Source organism: Streptomyces sp. NPDC050433 (assembly GCF_044458565.1).
GTDB lineage: Bacteria > Actinomycetota > Actinomycetes > Streptomycetales > Streptomycetaceae > Streptomyces.
Window position 1 is genome coordinate 42559 of sequence record NZ_JBITIB010000039.1, and the last position, 19591, is coordinate 62149.

The 19591-nt window shown below is 71.5% G+C and carries 20 protein-coding genes; 4 read left to right on the forward strand and 16 right to left on the reverse strand.

Annotated elements, in window-relative coordinates:
• Window positions 1-60: 60 nt before the first annotated feature.
• The 5 genes from ACIBLA_RS33665 to ACIBLA_RS33685 all read right to left on the reverse strand — a co-directional run bounded on the left by ACIBLA_RS33665 (window position 61) and on the right by ACIBLA_RS33685 (window position 4946).
• A complete protein-coding gene (locus ACIBLA_RS33665) occupies window positions 61-1206 on the reverse strand; it encodes a glycosyltransferase family 4 protein (RefSeq protein ID WP_363241219.1) in 1146 nt (381 codons plus the stop codon).
• Window positions 1203-2528, reverse strand: coding sequence for a glycosyltransferase 87 family protein (locus ACIBLA_RS33670; protein WP_399200828.1), 1326 nt, complete (start codon window positions 2526-2528; stop codon window positions 1203-1205). Before ACIBLA_RS33670 ends, ACIBLA_RS33665 begins: the two co-directional genes overlap by 4 nt.
• 79 nt (window positions 2529-2607) lie before the next feature.
• Window positions 2608-3546 carry a hypothetical protein gene (locus tag ACIBLA_RS33675; protein ID WP_399200818.1) on the reverse strand — a complete coding sequence of 313 codons (939 nt, stop codon included), beginning with the start codon at window positions 3544-3546 and terminating at the stop codon, window positions 2608-2610.
• Complete coding sequence (locus tag ACIBLA_RS33680; protein ID WP_399200819.1) at window positions 3543-3974, reverse strand: RidA family protein; 432 nt, start codon at window positions 3972-3974, stop codon at window positions 3543-3545. Before ACIBLA_RS33680 ends, ACIBLA_RS33675 begins: the two co-directional genes overlap by 4 nt.
• A 51-nt stretch (window positions 3975-4025) precedes the next feature.
• On the reverse strand, window positions 4026-4946 hold the full coding sequence (locus ACIBLA_RS33685; RefSeq protein ID WP_399200820.1) for a DMT family transporter: 921 nt from the start codon (window positions 4944-4946) through the stop codon (window positions 4026-4028).
• Between the two features lie 87 nt (window positions 4947-5033).
• On the opposite strand from ACIBLA_RS33685, the gene ACIBLA_RS33690 reads away from it, so the two are divergent.
• On the forward strand, window positions 5034-5675 hold the full coding sequence (locus tag ACIBLA_RS33690) for a TetR/AcrR family transcriptional regulator (protein ID WP_399200821.1): 642 nt from the start codon (window positions 5034-5036) through the stop codon (window positions 5673-5675).
• On the opposite strand, the gene ACIBLA_RS33695 is transcribed toward ACIBLA_RS33690, so the two are convergent.
• From ACIBLA_RS33695 to ACIBLA_RS33710, 4 genes are all read right to left on the reverse strand, one after another.
• Window positions 5642-7975, reverse strand: a complete 2334-nt coding sequence (locus ACIBLA_RS33695) for an MMPL family transporter (RefSeq protein ID WP_363241213.1) — start codon at window positions 7973-7975, stop codon at window positions 5642-5644. The genes ACIBLA_RS33690 and ACIBLA_RS33695 overlap by 34 nt on opposite strands.
• Before the next feature lie 131 nt (window positions 7976-8106).
• Window positions 8107-8376, reverse strand: a complete 270-nt coding sequence (locus ACIBLA_RS33700; RefSeq protein ID WP_363241212.1) for a hypothetical protein — start codon at window positions 8374-8376, stop codon at window positions 8107-8109.
• On the reverse strand, window positions 8373-8726 hold the full coding sequence (locus tag ACIBLA_RS33705) for a helix-turn-helix domain-containing protein (RefSeq protein ID WP_363241211.1): 354 nt from the start codon (window positions 8724-8726) through the stop codon (window positions 8373-8375). Before ACIBLA_RS33705 ends, ACIBLA_RS33700 begins: the two co-directional genes overlap by 4 nt.
• Window positions 8727-8822: 96 nt before the next feature.
• Window positions 8823-9830 carry a LysR family transcriptional regulator gene (locus ACIBLA_RS33710; RefSeq protein ID WP_363241210.1) on the reverse strand — a complete coding sequence of 336 codons (1008 nt, stop codon included), beginning with the start codon at window positions 9828-9830 and terminating at the stop codon, window positions 8823-8825.
• A gap of 202 nt (window positions 9831-10032) precedes the next feature.
• Here ACIBLA_RS33710 and snpA point away from each other — a divergent pair, with 202 nt between their 5' ends.
• Window positions 10033-10689, forward strand: coding sequence for a snapalysin (gene snpA, locus ACIBLA_RS33715; protein ID WP_363241209.1), 657 nt, complete (start codon window positions 10033-10035; stop codon window positions 10687-10689).
• A 137-nt stretch (window positions 10690-10826) separates the two neighbouring features.
• Here snpA and ACIBLA_RS33720 read toward each other — a convergent pair whose 3' ends face one another.
• The 6 genes from ACIBLA_RS33720 to ACIBLA_RS33745 form a co-directional block, all read right to left on the reverse strand.
• Entirely contained in the window at window positions 10827-11186 is a 360-nt protein-coding gene (locus ACIBLA_RS33720) for a GntR family transcriptional regulator (protein ID WP_363241208.1), read from the reverse strand.
• 1 nt (window position 11187) lies between these two features.
• The gene (locus ACIBLA_RS33725; RefSeq protein ID WP_399200822.1) at window positions 11188-12153 is read right to left on the reverse strand and encodes a DUF1648 domain-containing protein; all 966 of its coding nucleotides are present in this window, start codon (window positions 12151-12153) and stop codon (window positions 11188-11190) included.
• A 107-nt stretch (window positions 12154-12260) separates the two neighbouring features.
• The gene (locus tag ACIBLA_RS33730; protein ID WP_363241206.1) at window positions 12261-12701 is read right to left on the reverse strand and encodes a DUF6304 family protein; all 441 of its coding nucleotides are present in this window, start codon (window positions 12699-12701) and stop codon (window positions 12261-12263) included.
• Between the two features lie 67 nt (window positions 12702-12768).
• A complete protein-coding gene (locus ACIBLA_RS33735) occupies window positions 12769-13347 on the reverse strand; it encodes a dihydrofolate reductase family protein (RefSeq protein WP_399200823.1) in 579 nt (192 codons plus the stop codon).
• 172 nt (window positions 13348-13519) lie between these two features.
• Complete coding sequence (locus ACIBLA_RS33740; RefSeq protein WP_363241204.1) at window positions 13520-14560, reverse strand: family 2 encapsulin nanocompartment cargo protein polyprenyl transferase; 1041 nt, start codon at window positions 14558-14560, stop codon at window positions 13520-13522.
• A 148-nt stretch (window positions 14561-14708) separates the two neighbouring features.
• Window positions 14709-16115 carry a family 2B encapsulin nanocompartment shell protein gene (locus ACIBLA_RS33745; protein WP_363241203.1) on the reverse strand — a complete coding sequence of 469 codons (1407 nt, stop codon included), beginning with the start codon at window positions 16113-16115 and terminating at the stop codon, window positions 14709-14711.
• Window positions 16116-16385: 270 nt separating this feature from the next.
• Between ACIBLA_RS33745 and ACIBLA_RS33750 the strand changes: the two genes are divergently transcribed.
• Complete coding sequence (locus ACIBLA_RS33750; RefSeq protein WP_363241202.1) at window positions 16386-16979, forward strand: N-acetylmuramoyl-L-alanine amidase; 594 nt, start codon at window positions 16386-16388, stop codon at window positions 16977-16979.
• Window positions 16980-17049: 70 nt separating this feature from the next.
• On the forward strand, window positions 17050-18006 hold the full coding sequence (locus ACIBLA_RS33755) for a pyridoxal-phosphate dependent enzyme (RefSeq protein ID WP_363241201.1): 957 nt from the start codon (window positions 17050-17052) through the stop codon (window positions 18004-18006).
• Here the strand turns inward: ACIBLA_RS33755 and ACIBLA_RS33760 are convergent.
• Window positions 17985-19583, reverse strand: coding sequence for a Na+/H+ antiporter (locus ACIBLA_RS33760; protein ID WP_363241200.1), 1599 nt, complete (start codon window positions 19581-19583; stop codon window positions 17985-17987). The two genes, ACIBLA_RS33755 and ACIBLA_RS33760, sit on opposite strands and share 22 nt — an antisense overlap.
• Between the last annotated feature and the right edge of the window lie 8 nt (window positions 19584-19591).

Here is a 19591-nt window from a genome sequence, read left to right on the forward strand (position 1 = left end):
CGAGGAGAGACCCGGACAGGGAGGTACGGGTTGCCGGCACCGGCGGTTGTCAGGGTGCGCTCAGGGTGTCTCGGGCGTGAGCAGGCGCGTCAGATGCCGCGCCGATGCCTCCCACGACCACTGCTCCGTCACCCAGCGCCGCCCCGCCTCCCCCAGCGCGCCCGCCCGCTCCGGTGCGAGCAGCAGCTCGGTCAGCGTCTCCGCCACCGATGTCACGTCCCGGCCGTCGACCACCCGCCCCGTACGGCCGTCCAGCACGGCGTCCGGCGCTCCCCCGGAGTCGCCGACGACCACTGGGAGGCCGCTCGCCGCCGCCTCCAGGAAGACGATGCCGAGCCCTTCGGCCTCCAGGCCGCCCTTGCGCGTACGGCACGGCATCGCGAAGACGTCGGCCGCCGCGTAGTAACCCGGCGTCTGCGCATGGCTCTTGCCGCCGGCGAAGACGACGGCGCCGTCGGCGTGCCGGCGCGCGAGTGCGCGCAGGCGCCGTTCGTCCGGGCCCTGGCCGACGAGCACCAGCGCCGCTTCCGGTACGGCCCGCCGGATGAGCGGCAGCGCTCGTACGAGGACGTCCTGGCCCTTGCGGGCGACCAGCCGTGAGACACAGAGGATGATCTTCTTCCCTCTGATCCCGTGCCGGTCCCGGACGTCGGGGACGTCGCGGGCGCGACCGGCGGCCCGGTCCGGCCGGAACGCCGCCGGGTCCACGCCCGGTACGAGGCGGCTCATCCGCGCGCCGGGACCCAGGGCGGGGGCGATACGCGAGCGGGTGTACTCACCGAGGTAGGTGACGACGTCCACCTGCCCGCCCACCCTCCGCAGGACCTGCCGCGCGCCGGGCGTACGGGCCCACCAGATCTCATGACCGTGGGTGGTGGCGACCATGCGCCGTATCCCGCCGCGCCGCAACTCCGGTGCCATGTGAGCGAGTGGGGCCGCCGCCCCGAACCAGACCCGGTCGCAGCCGTGGCTCCGCGCGATCTCGCTCGCGGTCCGGCTGACGCGCCGGGTCGGCAGCAGGGTGTGGGCACGGTCCCGGACGACGGGGAAGGGCAGCGTGGCGTCGTACGCGGCGGCGCCGGGCTCGCCCGACGTGTAGACGACGACGCGGTCGGCGGGCATTCGGGTGGTCAGCGCGTGCACGAAGGTCTCGATGCCGCCTTGGCGGGGTGGAAAGTCGTTGGTGATGACGAGAGTTGAAGTCATGACGGTCGCCCTCCGCCGACGCTGCCGACGCCGCCGACCGGCACGCTGCTGGTGTCCGTGCGGATTGGAGTGGGCGGAGCGTCCGGCGGCGCCCCCGGCGTGTCCACCGACCGCGCCCACACCACCAGCAGCACGGGCAGCGCGAGATAGCCGAACCGCCCCGCCGGGGCGAGCAGAGACGCGATCGCGAGCCCGATGGCCAGCCGGTCGGCGGCGGCCGCGGCGTCCGTGGGCGGTCGCACGAGGAGCGAGACACCGACGCCGATCGCACCGCACACGAGCAGCGCCATCGCCGCCGCCCACCCCATCGCGCCCTGCTCGGCGAGCAGTCGGCCGGGCAGCGAGCTGGCCGCAGGTGTCGCCAACTCGCCCCGCCCGGTGGGAAAGGCGAGCACCTGCTGGACCATCGGCCCCGGCGACAGCAGCGCGCTCGGCAGGACGAGCAGGGCCGTACCGGCGACCGCCGTGCCCGCGCACCGCAGCGCCTGCCGCGCACCCCACGCGCAGCCGAGCAGCGCCACGACGACCGGAATCGCGGGCCAGGCCGTCCACTTGAGCGAGCACGCGGCGGCGAGCACCAGGCCGGCCGCCACCGGCCGCCCGCGTACGGCGAAAGCGATGGCCAGCACGCACAGCCCGGCCAGCGGCAGATCGACTCCGCTGACGCACAGGGGCAGTGCCACCACGGGCGAGGCGGTGAGCACGGCCGTCACGGCGGTGAACCGCGCGTCCCCGCCGCCCCGTACGAGACAGGGCTGCCGTACGACGCCCCGGCTCGCCACCAGACACGCCAGGAAGACCGCAGCGCACCACACCCGCGCGTCGCCGAAGTACCGTGCCGCCCACCCGTGTTCACCGAGCAGAGCGCGCGGGATCCCGAGGAGCGCCATCCCCGGCAGATACGGCGTGTACTCCTCGACCCGCCGGGGCGCCTCCAGATACGGCGTTCCCCGCTCGTAGAGCAGCCGGCCGGACCGCTCGATGACATCGACCTCGGACTGCGCCTGGCCGGTGAGGAGCAGGAGCAGCAGCGGCAGTACGACCGCTCCGGTCAGGGCGACCGCGACCGGGATCCTCAGGGCAAGCGGCCGGGGCAGCACCCGCGCGGCGACGGCGGCGGCCGTGTAACCCCCCGCCGCGCAGACGCCCCACACGCGGTGCGTCCCCACACCGGAGAAGAGGGGGAAGGCCGCCGCCCACACGGCGGCGAGCAGCCATCCCGCCGGCCACCACCAGGGGGCCGCCCGACTGCTGTTCTCTCGTTCGACTCGCCAAGTAATCACCTCGACATTGCAGCCGTCGGGCGGCATCGGGGTCAGCACGGTCAAGTCGAGACTTACCGGTCGGGTTTCCCCTACCATTCCGCCTTCTCAGGCACCGCCCCACACCCTCGGCGAGGGCTCAATTCCCCAACATGTCACGGACGTTGGCCCGTACGACGTCCTGGTCGCGCCGCACCGCCTCGTACGCCGCCCGGTGGGTCTCGACGTCGGCCGACTGGGCCCGTGCCTCGCCGGCCCACCACACCCCGACCGTGTTGTGCTCGCGGGCGCATTCGATGTCGGCGACGGCCGTGTCGCGTTCCCGTTGCGTACGGCGGGTGTTGCCGTCGTCGTCCCGGTGCCACGCCTTGTCGCGGAAGGCCTCCTCGCGGCCCTCGTACCGCTTGAAGCCCTTGTCCTCGACGCAGGCCGCCCAGGTGCGCAGGGCCCCGCTCACGTCGGGATCCTTCCGCACCGTCCCGGCCAGTTTCTCGGACCGGCTCGACGCGTAGGTCCACATCCGGGTGGTGTCCTCGACCCCTTCGGTGAGCCGGGCGGCGGCCTGGCCGGAGCAGCCGTGCTCGGGGACCTCGCGGCCGTTGAGGGTGCGACCGGTGGCGCGGTCGACGTTGTGGAACACCCGGTACTCCGCGTCGGTCATCGCGCGGTCCTTCTTCCCGTTACCGTCGTCGGACGGCTTCGGGTCCCAGCCGTAGCCCCAGCGCCGGGCCTCGTCGAGGTCGAGTTCGCCGAACGGGGTCGCCATCGCCACGGCCACCAGCCGGCCCCCGGCGATGTTCATCGCGTCGGGCAGGGCGGGGTCGAGTGGGAAGTCCGCGAAGCCGAAGTCGGCCATGCAGCGCTGTGCGGTGCGTGCCTGGGCCCGCGTCATGCGCTGGGTCTCGCTGTCGCCGAACTCGTAGCGGGCGAGGGGAAGTTCGGGGATGTCTTCCTCCTGCTCGACCTTCGGCACGCGGGTGCCGTCGGTGTACGCGGAGGTGTCGGGCGCTTCGTCGGCGGCGGAACAGCCGGCAAGGGTCACCAGGACCACGGCGGCGGCGAAGGCGGCGGTCCTCACTCCCCCGAATCCGAATCCGAATCCGTCGCCGCGCCGGCCTCGGCCACCGCCGTGATCTCCACCAACTGGCCCGTGTAGCCGAGGCAGGCGACCCCGAGCAGTGTGGAGGTGTGCGGCCCCGTGGTGAGGCCCGACGCGTGGACGACGTCCCAGACCCGGCTCAGGTCCGCCGGGTCCGTGGCGACCACGTACACGTCGGTGGATATCACCCGGCTCAGATCGCTGCCGATGGCGTGCAGCGCCGTCTCCAGGTTGGCGAGTACCTGCTCGGTCTGCGCGGCGAAGTCGCCCGGCCCGACGAGCGTGCCGTCCTTGTCGAGCGGTACGGATCCGGCCATGAACGCCAGGCGCGTGTCGGTCTCGACGACGGCCGCGTGCGCATAGCCGGGCGGCGGGAAGAGGCTGGGGACGGTCGTGCGCCGCACCATGGGGTCACTCCTTGCCAGTTGTGGGTCATCGGGGGGCGACAGCTCTCGCGGTCACACCCGCGTGCCATTGTCGGCGCGACGGGCCGGGACGTCACCGGAGTTTCGCCCGGTCACCCCGCCCCGTACCACCGCCACCGCGATCAGCGCGACGGCGAGGCCGGCGGCCGTCTGCGGCCCGAAGGGCTCACCGAACATGACCGCGCCCCAGACGGCCGTGACCGGCGCCATGAGGAACATCAGAGTGTTCACCCGCAGCACCCCGGACCGGCGCAGGACCAGCCAGTACAGGCCGTATCCACCGAACGTCGCCAGCAGCACCAGCCAGCCGACCGCCAGCCAGAACGACGTCTCGGCGGGCGGCACCGCCGCGCCCGCGACGGCGGCGAGGGCGGTGAAGACGACGGCGCTCGTGCCGCAGTGGATCGTCATCGCCACGGACGGCGCGACCGTCCTGCGGGTGCGGCTCTCCAGGAACGTGGCGGCGACCAGCGACAGCATGCCGAGGAACGGCACGGCGTACGCCCACGGCGCCACACCCTCCACCGCCGCCGCGTCCGCCGACGTCACCACGAGCACTCCCGTCACGCCGAGGCACAGTCCCAGCCACTGGCGCCCGGAGACGTGACTGCGCAGCAGGGGCCCGGCCAGCGCTCCCGCGACGAGCGGCTGTGTCCCGTCGATCAGGGCGGTCGTGCCGCTGGAGACGCCGAGCTGGATCGCGTAGTAGACGGTGAGGAGGTAGCCGCTCTGCGACAGCGCGCCGATCAGGCACTGGCGCAGCAGATCGCGCACGGTCAGCCCGCGCCAGGCCGCGCGGGCGCGGACGACGGCCACCGCCCCGAGGACCAGCGCCAGGGGCAGGAAGCGCCACATCAGGATCGTGACGGCGTCGGCGCTGCCCGCGCCGAGCTTGGCGCCGATGAAGCCCGAACTCCAGCAGACGACGAAGGCGGCGGAGAGAAGGAGGTTCACGGCAGGACACCGCCGGTGGCCGGAGAGACAGGTAGACCGATCTGTTTACTCATCTCCTTCACTATACAGAGCGGTATACTTTTTTCCATGGGCAAGAACAGCACTCCGAAACGGTCGGCACCGCCTCGCCGCCCGCCCCACCGGATCGTCGTGACCCCCGGCGCGCGCCGGGCCCTGGACGCCGCGTCGCGGCTGTTCTACGAACACGGCATCCACGCCGTCGGTGTCGACCGCATCGCCGCCGAGGCCGGGGTCACCAAGAAGACGCTCTACGACCGGTTCGGCTCGAAGGAGCAGATCGTCGTCGAGTATCTGGCCGGCCGCGACGAGCGCTGGCGCGCCTTCCTGGACGAGCGGCTGGCCGCCGCGCCCCCGTCACCCGCCGAACACGTCCTCGCGGTCTTCGACGCCTCGCGCGCCTGGGCGGAGGCGAACGGCGCACGCGGGTGCAGCATGGTCAACGCCCACGCCGAGATCGACGACCCCGAGCATCCGGCGTACGCGGTGATCACCGGTCAGAAGGCGTGGATGCTGGGGCTGTTCGCCTCCCTCGCGCGGGAGATCACGGCGCCGGGCGAGGCGACCGCGTCCCGGACGGCCGACCGCCTCGCCCGCACGCTCATGCTCCTGCACGAGGGCGCGCTCGTCGCCCACGGGCTGGGCGTCTTCCCCGACGCGCTCGGGCTCGCCCGCGATCAGGCACGGGTCGTGCTCGGCGCGTACTCATGACCGGCTGACTCCTCGGCGCGACGCGCGCCCGCAGTCCGCCCCGCCCGCCCCGCCCGCGCCGTACGCCCCGCCCGCCGCCCCGGCAGCGTCCACGCCCGGTCCCCGAGCAGCGCGAGCGACGCCGGCAGCAGTACGCCCCGCACGACCGTCGCGTCGATGAGGATCGCCACCGCCATCCCCGTACCGAGCATCTTGTACTCGATCGCGGACAGCGTCGTGAAGACCGAGAAGACCCCCACCATGATGGCGGCGGCGCTGGTCACGACCCCCGCGCTGGCCGCGATGCCGCCGACGATCGCCTCGCGGGTGCCGTCCGGGCCACCCGGCGAGCCCGACCACCGCTCACGGATCCGGCTGAGGATGAAGATGTGGTAGTCCATGCTCAGCCCGAACAGAATGATGAACATGAACAGCGGCAGCCAACTCACCACGCCGCCATAGGCGTTGAAGTCGAGCAGCGACTCCAGCCGGCCTCCCTGGAAGACCGCGACGAGCACCCCGTACGCCGCCCCGATCGACAGCAGGTTCAGCGCGATCGACACGAGCGGCAGGGCGAGCGAGCGGAAGGCGACGGCCAGCAGGACGAAGGCCAGGACGAGGACGAAGGCGAAGACCATCGGCGTCCGCGCGTTCACCTGCCGCGCGAAGTCGTACGGCATGGCGGTCCGGCCCGCGACGGCGACCTCCACGCCCTCCACCGCCCCCACCGTCGCCGGGACCGCACGCTCCCGCAGGAATTCCAGGGCGCGTGTCGACTCCGGATCCGTACCGGCCCCGGCCAGCGGCACCCGTACCACCAGCGCGTCGCCGGCCGGCACCGTCGTGATCGGCTCGCGCAGCGCCCCCTCGCTCCGCGCGGCCTGCTCGTGCAGCGCGTCGGCCGCCTCCCGTACGCCGGGAGTGTCCGCCGACACCACGACGCGCGCGGCCGTGGCCGCTCCGGGGAACATCTGCTGCATACGGGCGCCCGCGTCGGCCGCCGCGGAGACACCGCGCGGCAGGCTCTGGATCTGTGTGGCGTCCTGGAGGTGCATCCCGAACGCCGGCAGGGCCATGACGGCCAGCAGGAGAGCCGCCGTACCTCCGGTGAGCAGCGGTCGCCGTACGACCCTGCCCGCCACGGCCGTCCAGATCCGCGACCGGCCCGCCGCCGTACGCCGCCGCCCCAGCCACGGGATTCTGCCGAGGTCGACGCGGTCCCCCAGCGCGGCCACGAGCGCGGGCAGCACCGTCACCGAGCCGAGCACCGCCAGACCGACCACCAGGACGGTGCCGAGGGTGAGCCCTTTGAACACGTCGACGCCGGTGAACAGCAGACCGGTCATGCACACCATCACGGTCAGCCCCGACACCACGACGGCATGGCCCGAGGTGCGGGCCGCGATGCGCAGCGCCTCCTGGACCGAGCGCCCGGCGGCGCGTTCCTCACGGACACGGCGCAGATGGAACAGCGAGTAGTCGATGCCCACGGCCATGCCGATGAGCAGCACGATCGCGGAGGCGGCGCTGTTGAACGGCACCCACCGGCCGAGCGTGTCCAGCAGTCCGAACGCGGCGGCGACGGCGGTCGCCGACAGCAGCAGCGGGATCCCTGCGGCGACCAGCGAGCCGAACACCACGAGCAGGATGACGACGGTGAGCGGCAGGGAGGTGGTCTCGGCACGCTTCATGTCGTCCTTGATGCCGTCGTCGACGGCCGAGGAGAGGCTGGAGTCACCGGCCTGGTCGACGCGCGCCTCGGGGTGCTGCCGCGCCACCTTCCGGACGGCTGCGCTCGCGGTGTCGTAGTGGGCGCCCAACTGGGCGTCGGGACCGGCGATTTCGAAGGTGACGAGGTCGGCCGTGCCGTCCTCGGAGACCCAGCGTCCACCGTGCGCGCCGAGCGGCGAGCCGATGTCCCGTACGGCGTCGGGGGTTTCGCGCAGGGCCGCGACCAGGTCCTCGGTGGCGGCGCGCCCGGCCCCGGGGCTCGCGCCCGCGGCGGGACGGATCATCACGTTCTCACGTATCGAGCCGCCCGCGTCCTGCGCGGCGACCATCCGCTGACCGCGGCCGGCCTCGCCGGGGTCGGTGGCGCTGACCTGGTCGCCGGGGAGGAAGGAGCTGGACATGACGGCGACCACGACCAGCAGCAGCCAGCCGGCGATGGCCGCCGTACGGTTCCTGGCGGACCAGCCGGCGACGGACTCCACGAGTCCGGGGCGTACGGGTTGGTCTGCGGGGCCGGCGGGGCCGGCGGGGTCGGCGGCGTCGGCGGGTTGGTCGGCGGGGTCGTGCTCTGACTTGATTCGGCGCAGCATGAGCTGCTCTCCTTCATCCGGAGGGTCGTATCCGTGGAGCTCGCCGTTCGGCGAGGTGGAGCGTCCTTCTGTGGCCGGGTCGTCGAGTTGCCGCTCGACGGCCCGGCGTTTTCGTGAGTGGAGCCGGCCGGCTATTCCACGTCCTTCAGGATCCGTTCCAGCGATCCGGTGCGGCTCTGCAGATCGGTGAGCTGCCGGCCGAGGTCGGCGAGCTGCTTCTCCGTACGCTGCTGGCCCTCTACGGCCTGGGTGGCCAGCCGGCGGTACTCGTTCCCTTCCGCCCTGGCCTCGCGGGCCCGGCGGCCCACGGTGAAGTGCCACAGGGTCAGCGTCACCACGATCAACAGGAGCGCGAACAGTCCTACGGCTCCGATGACTTCCTGCCACTCGTGATCGTTCATCGGGCGGCTCCTTTCCCGTCTCTCTCGTCCTTCTGATTCGTCAGCGTCAGCGTCTGTACGGCGGTGACGATGTCCTGCGGCGTCAAATGGACCGCGAACGCGTTCACCTCGTAGAACTTCATGGCTTTCCCGTCCTCCGACAGCTCCAGCCGCGAGGTCACCAGACCCGCCGCTTCGAGCTTCTTGAGATGGACCTGGAGCAGCGCCCTGCTGATGTCCAGCTCCCTGGCCAGCCGGCTGACGTAGTTGCGTCCCCCGGCGAGTGCCGCGACGACGCGCAGCCGGTGGGGATTGGACAGCGTCGCCAGTACGCGCACCAGGTCGTCGCCAGTGGGCACGGGTGAGCTCATAGCGGCCTCCTGCACATGCAAAGAAAAGTTAGCAGGTGCCTGCGCGGATTACTAACCCCATGGCCAAGAGGCGGACGTCGCGCGACAGTTGGCGGCTCAGGCCGCGGGCGCGTGCAGCAGGGGGCTCTTGTTGCGCATGAGCCACTGGCGGTAGACGACGGCCTGCAACGCCGCCTCGCGGTAGGCCGCCTCCAGGTCCGCGTACACCTCGGCGCCGCCGGGACCGTCCGCGCCGGGGACAGCACCCGCACCCGCGACGCCCGCGCCCTCGTACGCCCCCGGCCGCGAGAACAGCAGCAGCCGCACCGCCAACGGGTCGTCCCGCAGCGGCCGTACGACCATGTCCTCGCGCGGGACCGAGGTCGGCTGGCAGGGCGCTATCGCCTCGCCGACCGCGATCAGCGACGAGGCGGTCAGGTAATCCCCGTGCAGGACAGGCGGGTTGAGCCCGGCCGCGCCCAGCACGCGCCGCAGACCGTCCCATTCACCGTCCACGGTCGGGTCGATCATCCACCGGTCGGCCGCCAGGTCGGCCAGCTCGACGATCTGGCTGCCCGCCGCCGGGTGGTCCCGCGCCAGCGAGATGAACTGCGGCTCCCGCTCGACCAGTACGCGCCGGTCGAGCCCCGGCGGCACCCGCAGCGGACAGCCCTCCACTTCATGCACGAACGCCACGTCGAGCCCGCCGCCGGCGACCTGGTGCAGCAGCGCGTTCGCCGAGACGTCCATCTGGAGCGAGATGTCCGTGCCCGGCAGCCGCTCGCGCAGCCGGCGCAGCCAGCCCGCCAGTGCGCGGCTGGCCGTGGAGCCGATACGCAGCCGGGGCCCTGCCGACCGGTCGGCCGCCGCTCGCGCCTCGCTGACGAGGACGGCCATCCCGGCGACGAGCGGACGCGCGCGGCTGAGTACGGAGTGTCCGAGCAACGTCGGGCGGCAGCCGGTGCGTTCACGGAAGAACAGCTCGGCGCCGAGGGAGTTCTCGATCCGCCGCAGCTGCGTCGTCAGGGACGGCTGGCTCATGCCGAGTTGCCGGGCCGCTTTGTGCAGGCTCCCCGCGTCGGCTATGGCGCACAGCGCGCGCAAATGCCTGACCTCCAGCTCCATGTACCGAAGAGTAGGCCTGCCCTTTGCGTCACGCCAGGGACCCAAAAGGCGGTAATTGGCTTTCCTTCGTTGAAAATTGGGCGCGCCGACGCGGGGGGTGATGCTCTGGTGTTATCGCCCTTCGGCATCATCCGCGACGGCGCTGTGAGGCACGACACTCTCCCTACCGAATCCGTTCGACGGACGAGTAGGAGCCCCCCACATGAGATACCCCAAGACGGCCGTTTCCGCGATCGCCGGAATCTCTCTCGCCTTCGCGACCGCCCTCACCGCCGCCCCGGCCGCCGCCGCTGACCCCACCAGCGCCGCGCCCGCCACCAACTCGTACGCCGCGTACGAGGGTTCGCCGGAAGACGCCGCCGCGACCAAGGCCTTCTACGAGGCGGTCATGAAGTCGGTGGCCGAGAAGCGTGCCGCGAACCCCGGCGCCCGCGCCGTCACGGTCGTGTACGACGCCTCCGGCGCCCCGTCGTTCGCGGGCCAGATAGCCAGCAGCACCTCGATCTGGAACAACGCGGTCGCCAACGTGAAGCTCCAGCAGGGCGGCAACGCCGACTTCACCTACCACGAGGGCAACGACCCGCGCGGCTCTTACGCGAGCACCGACGGGCACGGCCGCGGCTACATCTTCCTGGACTACGCGCAGAACCAGGTGTACGACTCCCTCCGCGTGACCGCCCACGAGACCGGGCACGTGCTCGGCCTGCCGGACAACTACACGGCCCCGTGCAGCAAGCTGATGTCGGGCGGCGGCCCCGGCCCGTCCTGCACCAACTCGCAGCCCGACCAGGCCGAGCGCAACCAGGTCAACTCCCTGTGGGCGAACGGCTTCGCCGCCGCGCTCGCCAAGGCTTCCTGATCCGTCGCTGATCCGCCGCTGCTCAGCGGATCGCACCCACCCCCCACCGGATCAGGCACCTACCGGGCGTGCCGGTACTCGCTGTCGAGTACTGGCACGCCCGGAGTGCTTTCGCCTCGCCGTCCTGCGTCAGTTCGTCAGTTCGTCAGGCTCAGCCGCACCATGGACAGCAGCTCCTCATCGGACATCCCCAACTCGCGTGCCTCGGCGCACAGTTCGCGTACCCGCTCCAGCATCCTGGCCCGGCCGGGCGAGACCGGACCGGGTACGACCACAGCGCCCCGGCCCCTGCGGAGTTCGATCAGGCCCTCCTCGCGCAGCCGCTGGTAACCGCGGAGCACCGTATGGACGTTGACGCCGAGGGAGTCGGCGAGGGCCCGCGCCGCCGGGAGACGATCGCCCGGATTCACCGTGCCGTCGGCGATGGCGCCGCGCACGGATCCCGCGATCTGGTCGCCGAGCGGCACCGAGGACGCCGGGTCCACCCGGAAGAGCACGTCAGCTCCTCTTCCGCCGGTCGACGAGGGTGTTGAGCAGCGCGGCGGCCGTCGCGGAATCGCCGACCGTGACGGCGAACTCGCGGCCGTCGGTCCGGCGCACCACGATCGCCTCCCCCGAGCGCATGATGAATCCGGTGCGGTTGTGCCGGATCCGGTAGCCCCAGCCGCCGAAGTCGGCCACCGCGTTGATCCGGCGGCTGCTCGCCGTATCGACGCCGTCCAGCGGCACGCGGACCCGCGGCCAGGACAGCGCGCCCATGTCGACGGTGAGTCCGTGCCGGTCGACCGACACGCGCGCGGAGGCGAAGACCAGGGCCAGCAGGCCGATGACGAACACGAAAGGACCGTACCGCCAGCTGACGGTGACCGCGACGAACACCCCGGCGAGCAGCGTCAGCAGACCCACCGCGAGCAGCGCGCCCGAGCCCGTACGCCGGGACCAGCCGGCCAGTTCACCGTCGGCCAGGTCGATCCGGCTCACGCCGTCGTCCCCGGTGGGTTCGGTGCGGGGGTCCGGTACGAAGCGGGTGAGCAGCAGGCCCACGCCGCCCGCCGCCAGGGCGACGGCCGTGGCGACGCCGAGCTGCCACGGCGGGAAGTGGACGGCGGAGCTGTCGGTCGCGTCGAGGTTGGCGAGGAGTGTCGCGGTGAGCCCGTAGCCCAGGAACCCGTTGAGCGCCCAGCCGCCCGCCGTCAGCCAGCGCATGCCGCGCGCGGTGAGGGGGCTGCCGAATGCCGACACGGCCCACAGGGCGCCGATTCCGGCGAAGAGCAGGACGGTGCCGATGAGGGCCGCCGTGCGGGACATGGGGTCGCGGTCGGCGTCACCGGAGAGGTCGAAGTGGGTGGCGAGCGAGTCGGGCAGCCGGTCCCCGACGGCAAGAAGAACGGCCAGCTGGACAGCGAGCGCCAGCACGAACGGCGCGACGGTGACGGACGCGAGACGGATACGAGCCTGGTTCATAAAACCTCCCTTGTTCGCATACTACTAGAACAATGATGGAGGCAGAAAGCAACCGCCCCGGCAGGCGTCGTGCACCTGCCGGGGCGGTTCGAGCCTTCGCGAGAGGGTCAGGCGCTGACCGGGATCCTGCCTTCGAGTTCCGTGTCGTCCGGCAACTGCCGCTTGATGCGGTCGAGGGCGTCCCGGAACCCCGCCCCGACGATCCCCGACTCGTAGGCCGCGCCGCCGCAGCGCAGAGTGAGGCTCAGCTCCGCGCGCCCGGACGGCGCGCCCGAGGGGCGCTCACCGAGCGTCAACAGGCAGCTGAGAGTGGCCTGTTGGACCGTACCGGCCGCGGTGACGGGCACGGGTATGTCCCACTCCAGTACGCAGGAGGACAGCACCCCGCCCGCGTCCGTGGGCTCGAGCCCGGAGAAATCGGCCCCCTCGTAAGCAACTCCCCTGATATGGGTGCGGACTTGCCGCCCGTCCGCGATGATCGCGATGGGTTCCGCACCGCGGCGGTCCCGATACCAACCCGCCCATGACTCCGTCGACTCCGCTGTCATGGCGCGGACTGTAGCGGTACGGGACGCTCCACCGCCGCGTGGGTCACCGCTTCACCACTTCACGGCTTCACCGCTTGCGGCTGTACGTCCTGACGACCACTCCGTTGCCGAAGACGCGGTGGGACTCCAGCGCGAACTCGGTCTGGGCGTAAGCCGACCCGAACATGGGCATTCCGGAGCCGAGGATGAGCGGATAGGTCTTGATGACCAGCTCGTCCACCTCGTCGACCAGCTCGGAGGCGAGATTCGCGCCGCCGCAGAGGTAGATCCCGAGACCGTCCTCCCGCTTCAGCTCCCTGATCTTCGCGGCGACGTCCCCCGAGACGATCTCCACGGCCGGGTCGGTGCTCGTGAGCGTGCGCGACGCCACGAGCTGGCGCATATGCGCGTACGGACTGGTGATACCCGCGTCCAGGGCCACCCCGTAGGAGCGCCTGCCCTGGATGATGGTGTCGAACTGCTTGTTCTCCAGGTGGTCGATGCCGAGCGGCCGGCGGCCGGGGGTCGGCAGCGTCTCCGGATACTCCTCCTTCAGGAATCCGAAGAACTCCTCGTCGACGAAGCGGGTGAAGAACTCCGCCTCACCGCTGGGATCGCCAATGTAACCGTCGATCGATACGGCGATGAAATAGCTGAGCTTGCGCAAGCCGGTCCTCTTTTGCGATGGGCGACAGAAGGTGTCACGTTACGACGACCGCGCACCCCGGAACCCGGAACCCGTCCAGGGGCGCGGCACATGACCACTTCACCCATAGTGCTTCACACGTAGTGGTTACGCAAGCGTCTTTCCCACCCACGCCCTGACCGCCGGACCCGCTCTAGCGAGTGCGGCGTGTGACGTATTCGGCCAGGGCCAGCAGATCACCCGCCTTCGCCAGATCCGGTACCGCCAGGGAGAGTTGGTGAACCGCGCGGGACATCCGGTCCGCCGCCTGGGCCTGCGCCCAGGCGCGCCCGCCGGCCCGCTCGACCGCCGACGCCGCCCGCGCGACGGCGGCCTCGTCCATCGGCCGCCGGTAGAGATCGGCCAGTTCCTCGGCGGCCGGGTGCCCCGACACCAGGGCGGCGACGACCGGCAGCGACTTCTTGTGGGCGGCCAGATCGGCGCCGGCCGGCTTGCCCGTACGGTCCGGGTCGCCCCAGATCCCGATGAGATCGTCGATCAGCTGGAAGGCCAGCCCCGCCTCCCGCCCGAAAGCGTCCAGCGCCACCACCGCCTCGTCGCCCGCGTCCGCGTAGAGCGCGCCGAGAGCACATGAAGTACCCAGCAGCGCACCGGTCTTGGCCATCGCCATCGTCAAGCACTCGTCCAGCGAGACATCGTTCGGCCCGCGCAGCTCCAGCGCGCAGTCCGTCTGCTGTCCGGCGCACAGCTCGATGACACAGCCGGTGAGCCGCACGGCGGCCCGCGACGCGACCGGATGGCGGTCCTCGGCCAGCAGCCGCAGCGCCAGCGCCTGCAAGGCGTCGCCGACGACGATCGCGTCGGTGGTGCCGAAGACCGTCCAGGCCGTGGGCCGGTGCCTGCGGGTCGGGTCCTCGTCGATGACGTCGTCGTGCAGCAGGGTGAAGTTGTGGGCCAGCTCCACGGCGACCGCAGCGGGGACGGCCCGGTGCGGCTCCCCGCCGAGGGCCCGCGTCGCCGCGAGAACGAGGGCGGGCCTGATCGCCTTCCCCGCGCCGTCCCCCGAGGGCGAGCCGTCGGCCCGCTCCCAGCCGAAGTGGTACCTCGCGACGCGGCGTACGGCAGGGGGCAGCGAATCAACGGCCGCGCGCAGTTCGGGCTGGACGACGCTGCGCGAACGCTCCAGGAGCGCCACGGCCTCGTGGCCGTCAATGGCTGCATCCGTGCTGGTCATGGTGAGGGTCACTTCCTCTGCGGCGGACTGGGGAAACCGGGGAGGCAACTGGTGGGTGCCGATCGGGCCTCGGGTGGGCACCGGGCCCGGTGCGGCCGTACGGACGGCCGCGATCCGGACCCGGCCCGGTCCCACCCGGACGCTCGGATCAGCGCCAGCTGCTCACTTCCACGTTCTCCAGGACACCGAGGGCGTCCGGCACGAGGACCGCCGCCGAGTAGTAGGCGGTGACCAGATACGAGATGATCGCCTGCTCGTCGATGCCCATGAACCGGACCGACATACTGGGCTCGATCTCGTCCGGGATACCGCTCTGCTGGAGTCCGACGACCCCCTGCTCGGCCTCGCCCGTACGCATACAGATGATCGAGGTCGTCCGGGTGTCCGAGATCGGGATCTTCTCGCAGGGGAAGATCGGCACACCGCGCCAGGCCGGCACATGAGTGCCCGCGACATCCACCGTGGTCGGACTGAGCCCCCGCTTGTTGCACTCACGGCCGAAGGCGGCGATGGCCCGCGGGTGCGCCAGGAACATCTTCGAGCCGCGCCGGCGCGACAGCAGCTCGTCCATGTCGTCCGGGGTGGGCGCGCCGTCGTGCGGCTGGATCCGCTGCCCGTAGTCGCAGTTGTTCAGCAGGCCGAACTCGCGGTGGTTCACCAACTCGTGCTCCTGGCGCTCGCGCAGCGCCTCGACCGTGAGCCGCAACTGCTGCTCGGTCTGGTTCATGGGCTGGTTGTAGAGATCGGCCACCCTGCTGTGGACCTTCAGCACGGTCTGCGCGACGCTCAGCTCGTACTCCCGCGGGGCCGCCTCGTAGTCCACGAACGTATGAGGCACGACGGCCTCGCCGACATGTCCGGCGGACAGCTCGATGGCCGCCTCGCCGTACTTGTTGGTCCGCTGCTCCGGGACGGACGCGAGCGCGTCCAGATGCCCGCGCAGCGACCCCGCCCGCTCCGCGAGGTTCAGCACGTCCTGCCGGGTCAGCACCAGCACCGTGCAGGCCGTCGCCGCGCGTGCCGTGTACTGCCAGGTCGCGTCGGGGTCCACCAGCGCCTGATCCCCGAAGTACGCCCCGTCGGCGAGGACTTCGAGCACCGTCTCGTCCCCGTAGGGCCCCTCCCCCACCCTCTCCACCCTGCCGTGCGCCAGCAGGTACACCCGGTCCGCCGCGCTGCCGGAGGCGGCCACGGTCTGCCCCGCGCCGAACTCCTGCTGCTCGCAGCGGTTCGCCAGCTCGGTCAGGACCTCCTTGTCCTCGAAGCCGCGCAGCGCCGCCAGCTCACCCAGCTCCGCCGGAACGACCGCCACCCGGTCCCCGGTCTGCACGAACGTCACACGCCCGTCGCCGACGGCATAGCTGAGCCGACGGTTCACCCGGTACGTACCGCCCTGCACCTGCACCCACGGCAGCATCCGCAGCAGCCACCGCGAGGTGATCTCCTGCATCTGCGGCGGCGTCTTCGTGGTGGTCGCCAGGTTCCGCGCCGCGGCCGTCCCCAGGCTCTGCTGGGAAGGCGGCTCCACCGTGCGGACCTCGTCACCAACCGACATGAGTCTCCCTCTCAGTCATGGGCTGACCTGCGCGAACAGCCTTGCACCAGCGATAGTTGTCGCGCTATCACACAAATGAGTGGGACTGGATCACCGCGGTCGGGGCATGTTCACGGCTTCTGTCATCCACCGGTCAACACACGGCCGAATGTGACCGGATCGGCTCGTACAGCGTGCGAATCGATGGTCCACTCGCCTGTGTTCGGGTATGAGCCAGCGAGACGACCACTGTCAGAAAACGCTCCACATCCACCGGTCAAGGAGGCGGCCATGGCCACACCCATGTCTGCGAGCAGCTTCATCCGCGCGCTGAAGAACGAGGGCCTGACCGTCGTCGAAGTCGGCGACTGGCGTACGCACAACCGCAATCACGTGGGGCCCTGGGGTCCGGTCCACGGCGTGATGATGCACCACACGGTCACCAAGGGCACCGCGAACACCGTCCGCATCTGCCGTGACGGCTACGCGGGGCTGCCGGGGCCGCTGTGCCACGGCGTGATCTCCAAGGACGGCAGAGTCCATCTGGTCGGCTACGGCCGGGCCAACCACGCGGGGAGCGGCGACGACGACGTCCTGCGCGCCGTGATCGCCGAGCGGGCGCTGCCGCCGGACAACGAGGCCAACACGGACGGGAACAGGCACTTCTACGGCTTCGAGTGCGAGAACCTGGGCGACGGCAAGGACCCGTGGCCCGCCGTCCAGGTGGAGGCCATGGAGGCCGCGGCGGCGGCCGTCTGCCGCTTCCACAACTGGAACGGGCCCTCGGTCATCGGCCACCTGGAGTGGCAGCCGGGCAAGATCGACCCCCGGGGCGTCTCCATGGCCGGTCTGCGCCGGCGTGTCGACGAGCGGCTGAACGACTGAACGACTGAACGGCTGAGCTGACGAAAGCCCCCCACCGGCCCGCCGCCCCCGCCGGCGCGACAATGAACGTGTGACCCCGGAAGCGCTCGACCTCGCCGCTCTGCGGCCACGGCTGCCGTCCCCCCTGCGGACCGTCGAGGACGAGCGCTTCACCCGCCGCGGCGTACGGCTGCTGCTGAAGCGGGACGATCTGATCCACCCCGCCCTGCCGGGCAACAAGTGGCGCAAACTCGAACCGAACCTGCGGGCCGCCGCCGAAGGCGGCCATCGCGTCCTGCTGACCTTCGGCGGCGCGTACTCGAACCATCTGCGGGCCACCGCCGCCGCGGGCCGGCTGCTGGGCTTCGCGACGGTCGGCGTCGTACGGGGCGACGAGCTGGCCGCCCGGCCGCCGAATCCGTCGCTCGCCCGGTGCCTGGCCGACGGCATGCGGCTGCACTTCGTCGACCGGGCGACCTACCGCCGTAAGACGGAGCCCTCCGTACTGAGGGCACTGCTGGCCGCCGCCACCGACGGACTCGCCGTGGACCGGGAGCGGGTGTACGTCGTCCCCGAGGGCGGCAGCAACTCCCTTGCCGCGCAAGGCTGTACGGCCCTGGGGCGGGAGCTGCGCGGCGCGGCGGACGTGGTGGGTGTGGCCTGCGGCACCGGCGGCACTCTCGCGGGCCTGGCGGCCGGGCTGGCACCCGGCCAGCGCGCGGTCGGCTTCCCCGTACTGAAGGGCGGCTTCCTGGCCGGGGAGGTCCGCGCGCTCCAGTCGGCGGCGTTCGGCGGCCCTCGGGGAGACTGGCGGCTCGACGAGCGCTTCCACGGCGGCGGTTACGCCCGTACGACTCCCGCGCTCGACGCCTTCGCCGCGGACTTCGAGGACCGGCACCGCTTCCCGGTCGAGCGTCTCTACGTGGCCAAGATGCTCCACGGGCTGACCACCCTCGCAGAGGAGGGCGCCTTCCCGCCGGGCAGCACAGTGGCCGCCGTGGTCACCGGCCGTCCGGAACCGGAAGGTCAGTCGGCCTCCTCCCGGTAGGCCACCGCCTCCTCCAGATCCAGCCGGCGCAGCAGTATCCGCAGCATCTCGTCGTCGATCCGGCGCTCGTCGCGCAGCGCCACGAAGACCTCGCGCTCGGCCCCGATCATCTCCCTGGACAACCGCTGATAGGTGCGGTCGGCGGATTCGCCGGTCAGCTCGTTGACCGTGCCGAGCCGTTCCCACACGGAGTTGCGCCGCCGCTCCAGTACGGTCCGGAGCCGGTCCGCCAGCGGATCGGCGAGGGTGTTGCGCTCGTCGGCGAGCAGTTCGTCCAGCCGCCGCTCCGCCGCCTCCGACGCCCGGTTCTGCGCCTGCGCCTCGGCCAGCGTATCGGCGTACGGGTCGCGCCCCGGCAGCTTCAGCCGTCTGATCAGCGCCGGCAGGGTGAGGCCCTGGATGACGAGGGTGCCGATGACGGTCGTGAACGTCAGGAAGAGGACGAGGTTGCGGCCCGGAAAGTCGTCGCCGGCGTGCGTGGTGAGCGGGATGGAGAAGGCGATGGCCAGCGACACCACACCGCGCATGCCCGCCCAGCCGACGATGACCGGCGCCTTCCAGGTGGTGTCCGGTTCGCGTTCCCTGATCCGCTTCGACAGCGCGCGCGGCAGGAAGGTGGCCGGAAACACCCAGAGGTAGCGGACCACGACGACGGTGACGAACACCCCGACGGCGTAACCGGCGACCTCTCTTCCGTCGTATTCGCCGAGCCCCTTCAGTACATAGGGCAGCTGGAGCCCGATCAGCGCGAAGACGACGGACTCCAGGATGAAGGAGACCATCTTCCACACGGCCGCCTCCTGGAGCCTGGTCGCGAAGTCGACCTGCCAGGACCGGTGTCCGAGGTAGAGCCCGACCACGACGACGGCCAGCACGCCCGACGCGTGCGCCTGTTCGGCCGCGGCGTAGGCGACGAAGGGGATGAGCAGCGAGAGGGTGTTCTGGAGCAGCGCCTCGCGAAGATGCGTACGGAGCCAGTGGATCGGCACCATCAGTACGAGGCCGATACCGATGCCTCCCAAGGAGGCGAGGGCGAACTCGCCGATCCCGCCGGCCCAGCTCGCGCCTTCGCCGACGGCCGCCGCGAGCGCCACCTTGTAAGCGGTGATCGCGGTCGCGTCGTTCACCAGCGACTCGCCCTGGAGGATGGTCGTTATCCGGCTCGGCAGCCCGAGTTTGCGGGCGATCGCGGTGGCGGCCACCGCGTCCGGCGGCGCGACGACGGCGCCGAGGACCAGCGCGGCGGTCAGCGGCAGACCGGGGATGAACAGATACGCGAGGTAGCCGACGGCGAGCGTCGCGAAGAGGACATAGCCCACGGAGAGCAGACCGATGGGGCGCACATTGGCCCGCAGGTCCAGGTAGGAGCTTTCCACGGCGGCCATGTGCAGGAGAGGCGGCAGCAGCAGGGGCAGCACGATGTGCGGGTTGAGCACGTAGCTGGGCACGCCCGGCACGTACGCGGCGACAATTCCCGCCGTGACAAGCAGCAGCGGGGCCGGCACGGGCGTCCTTCTGGCCGCCGCGGCGATCACCGCGCTGCCCGCCACCAGGGCGATCAGCTGCAACGGGTCCATTTCCACCG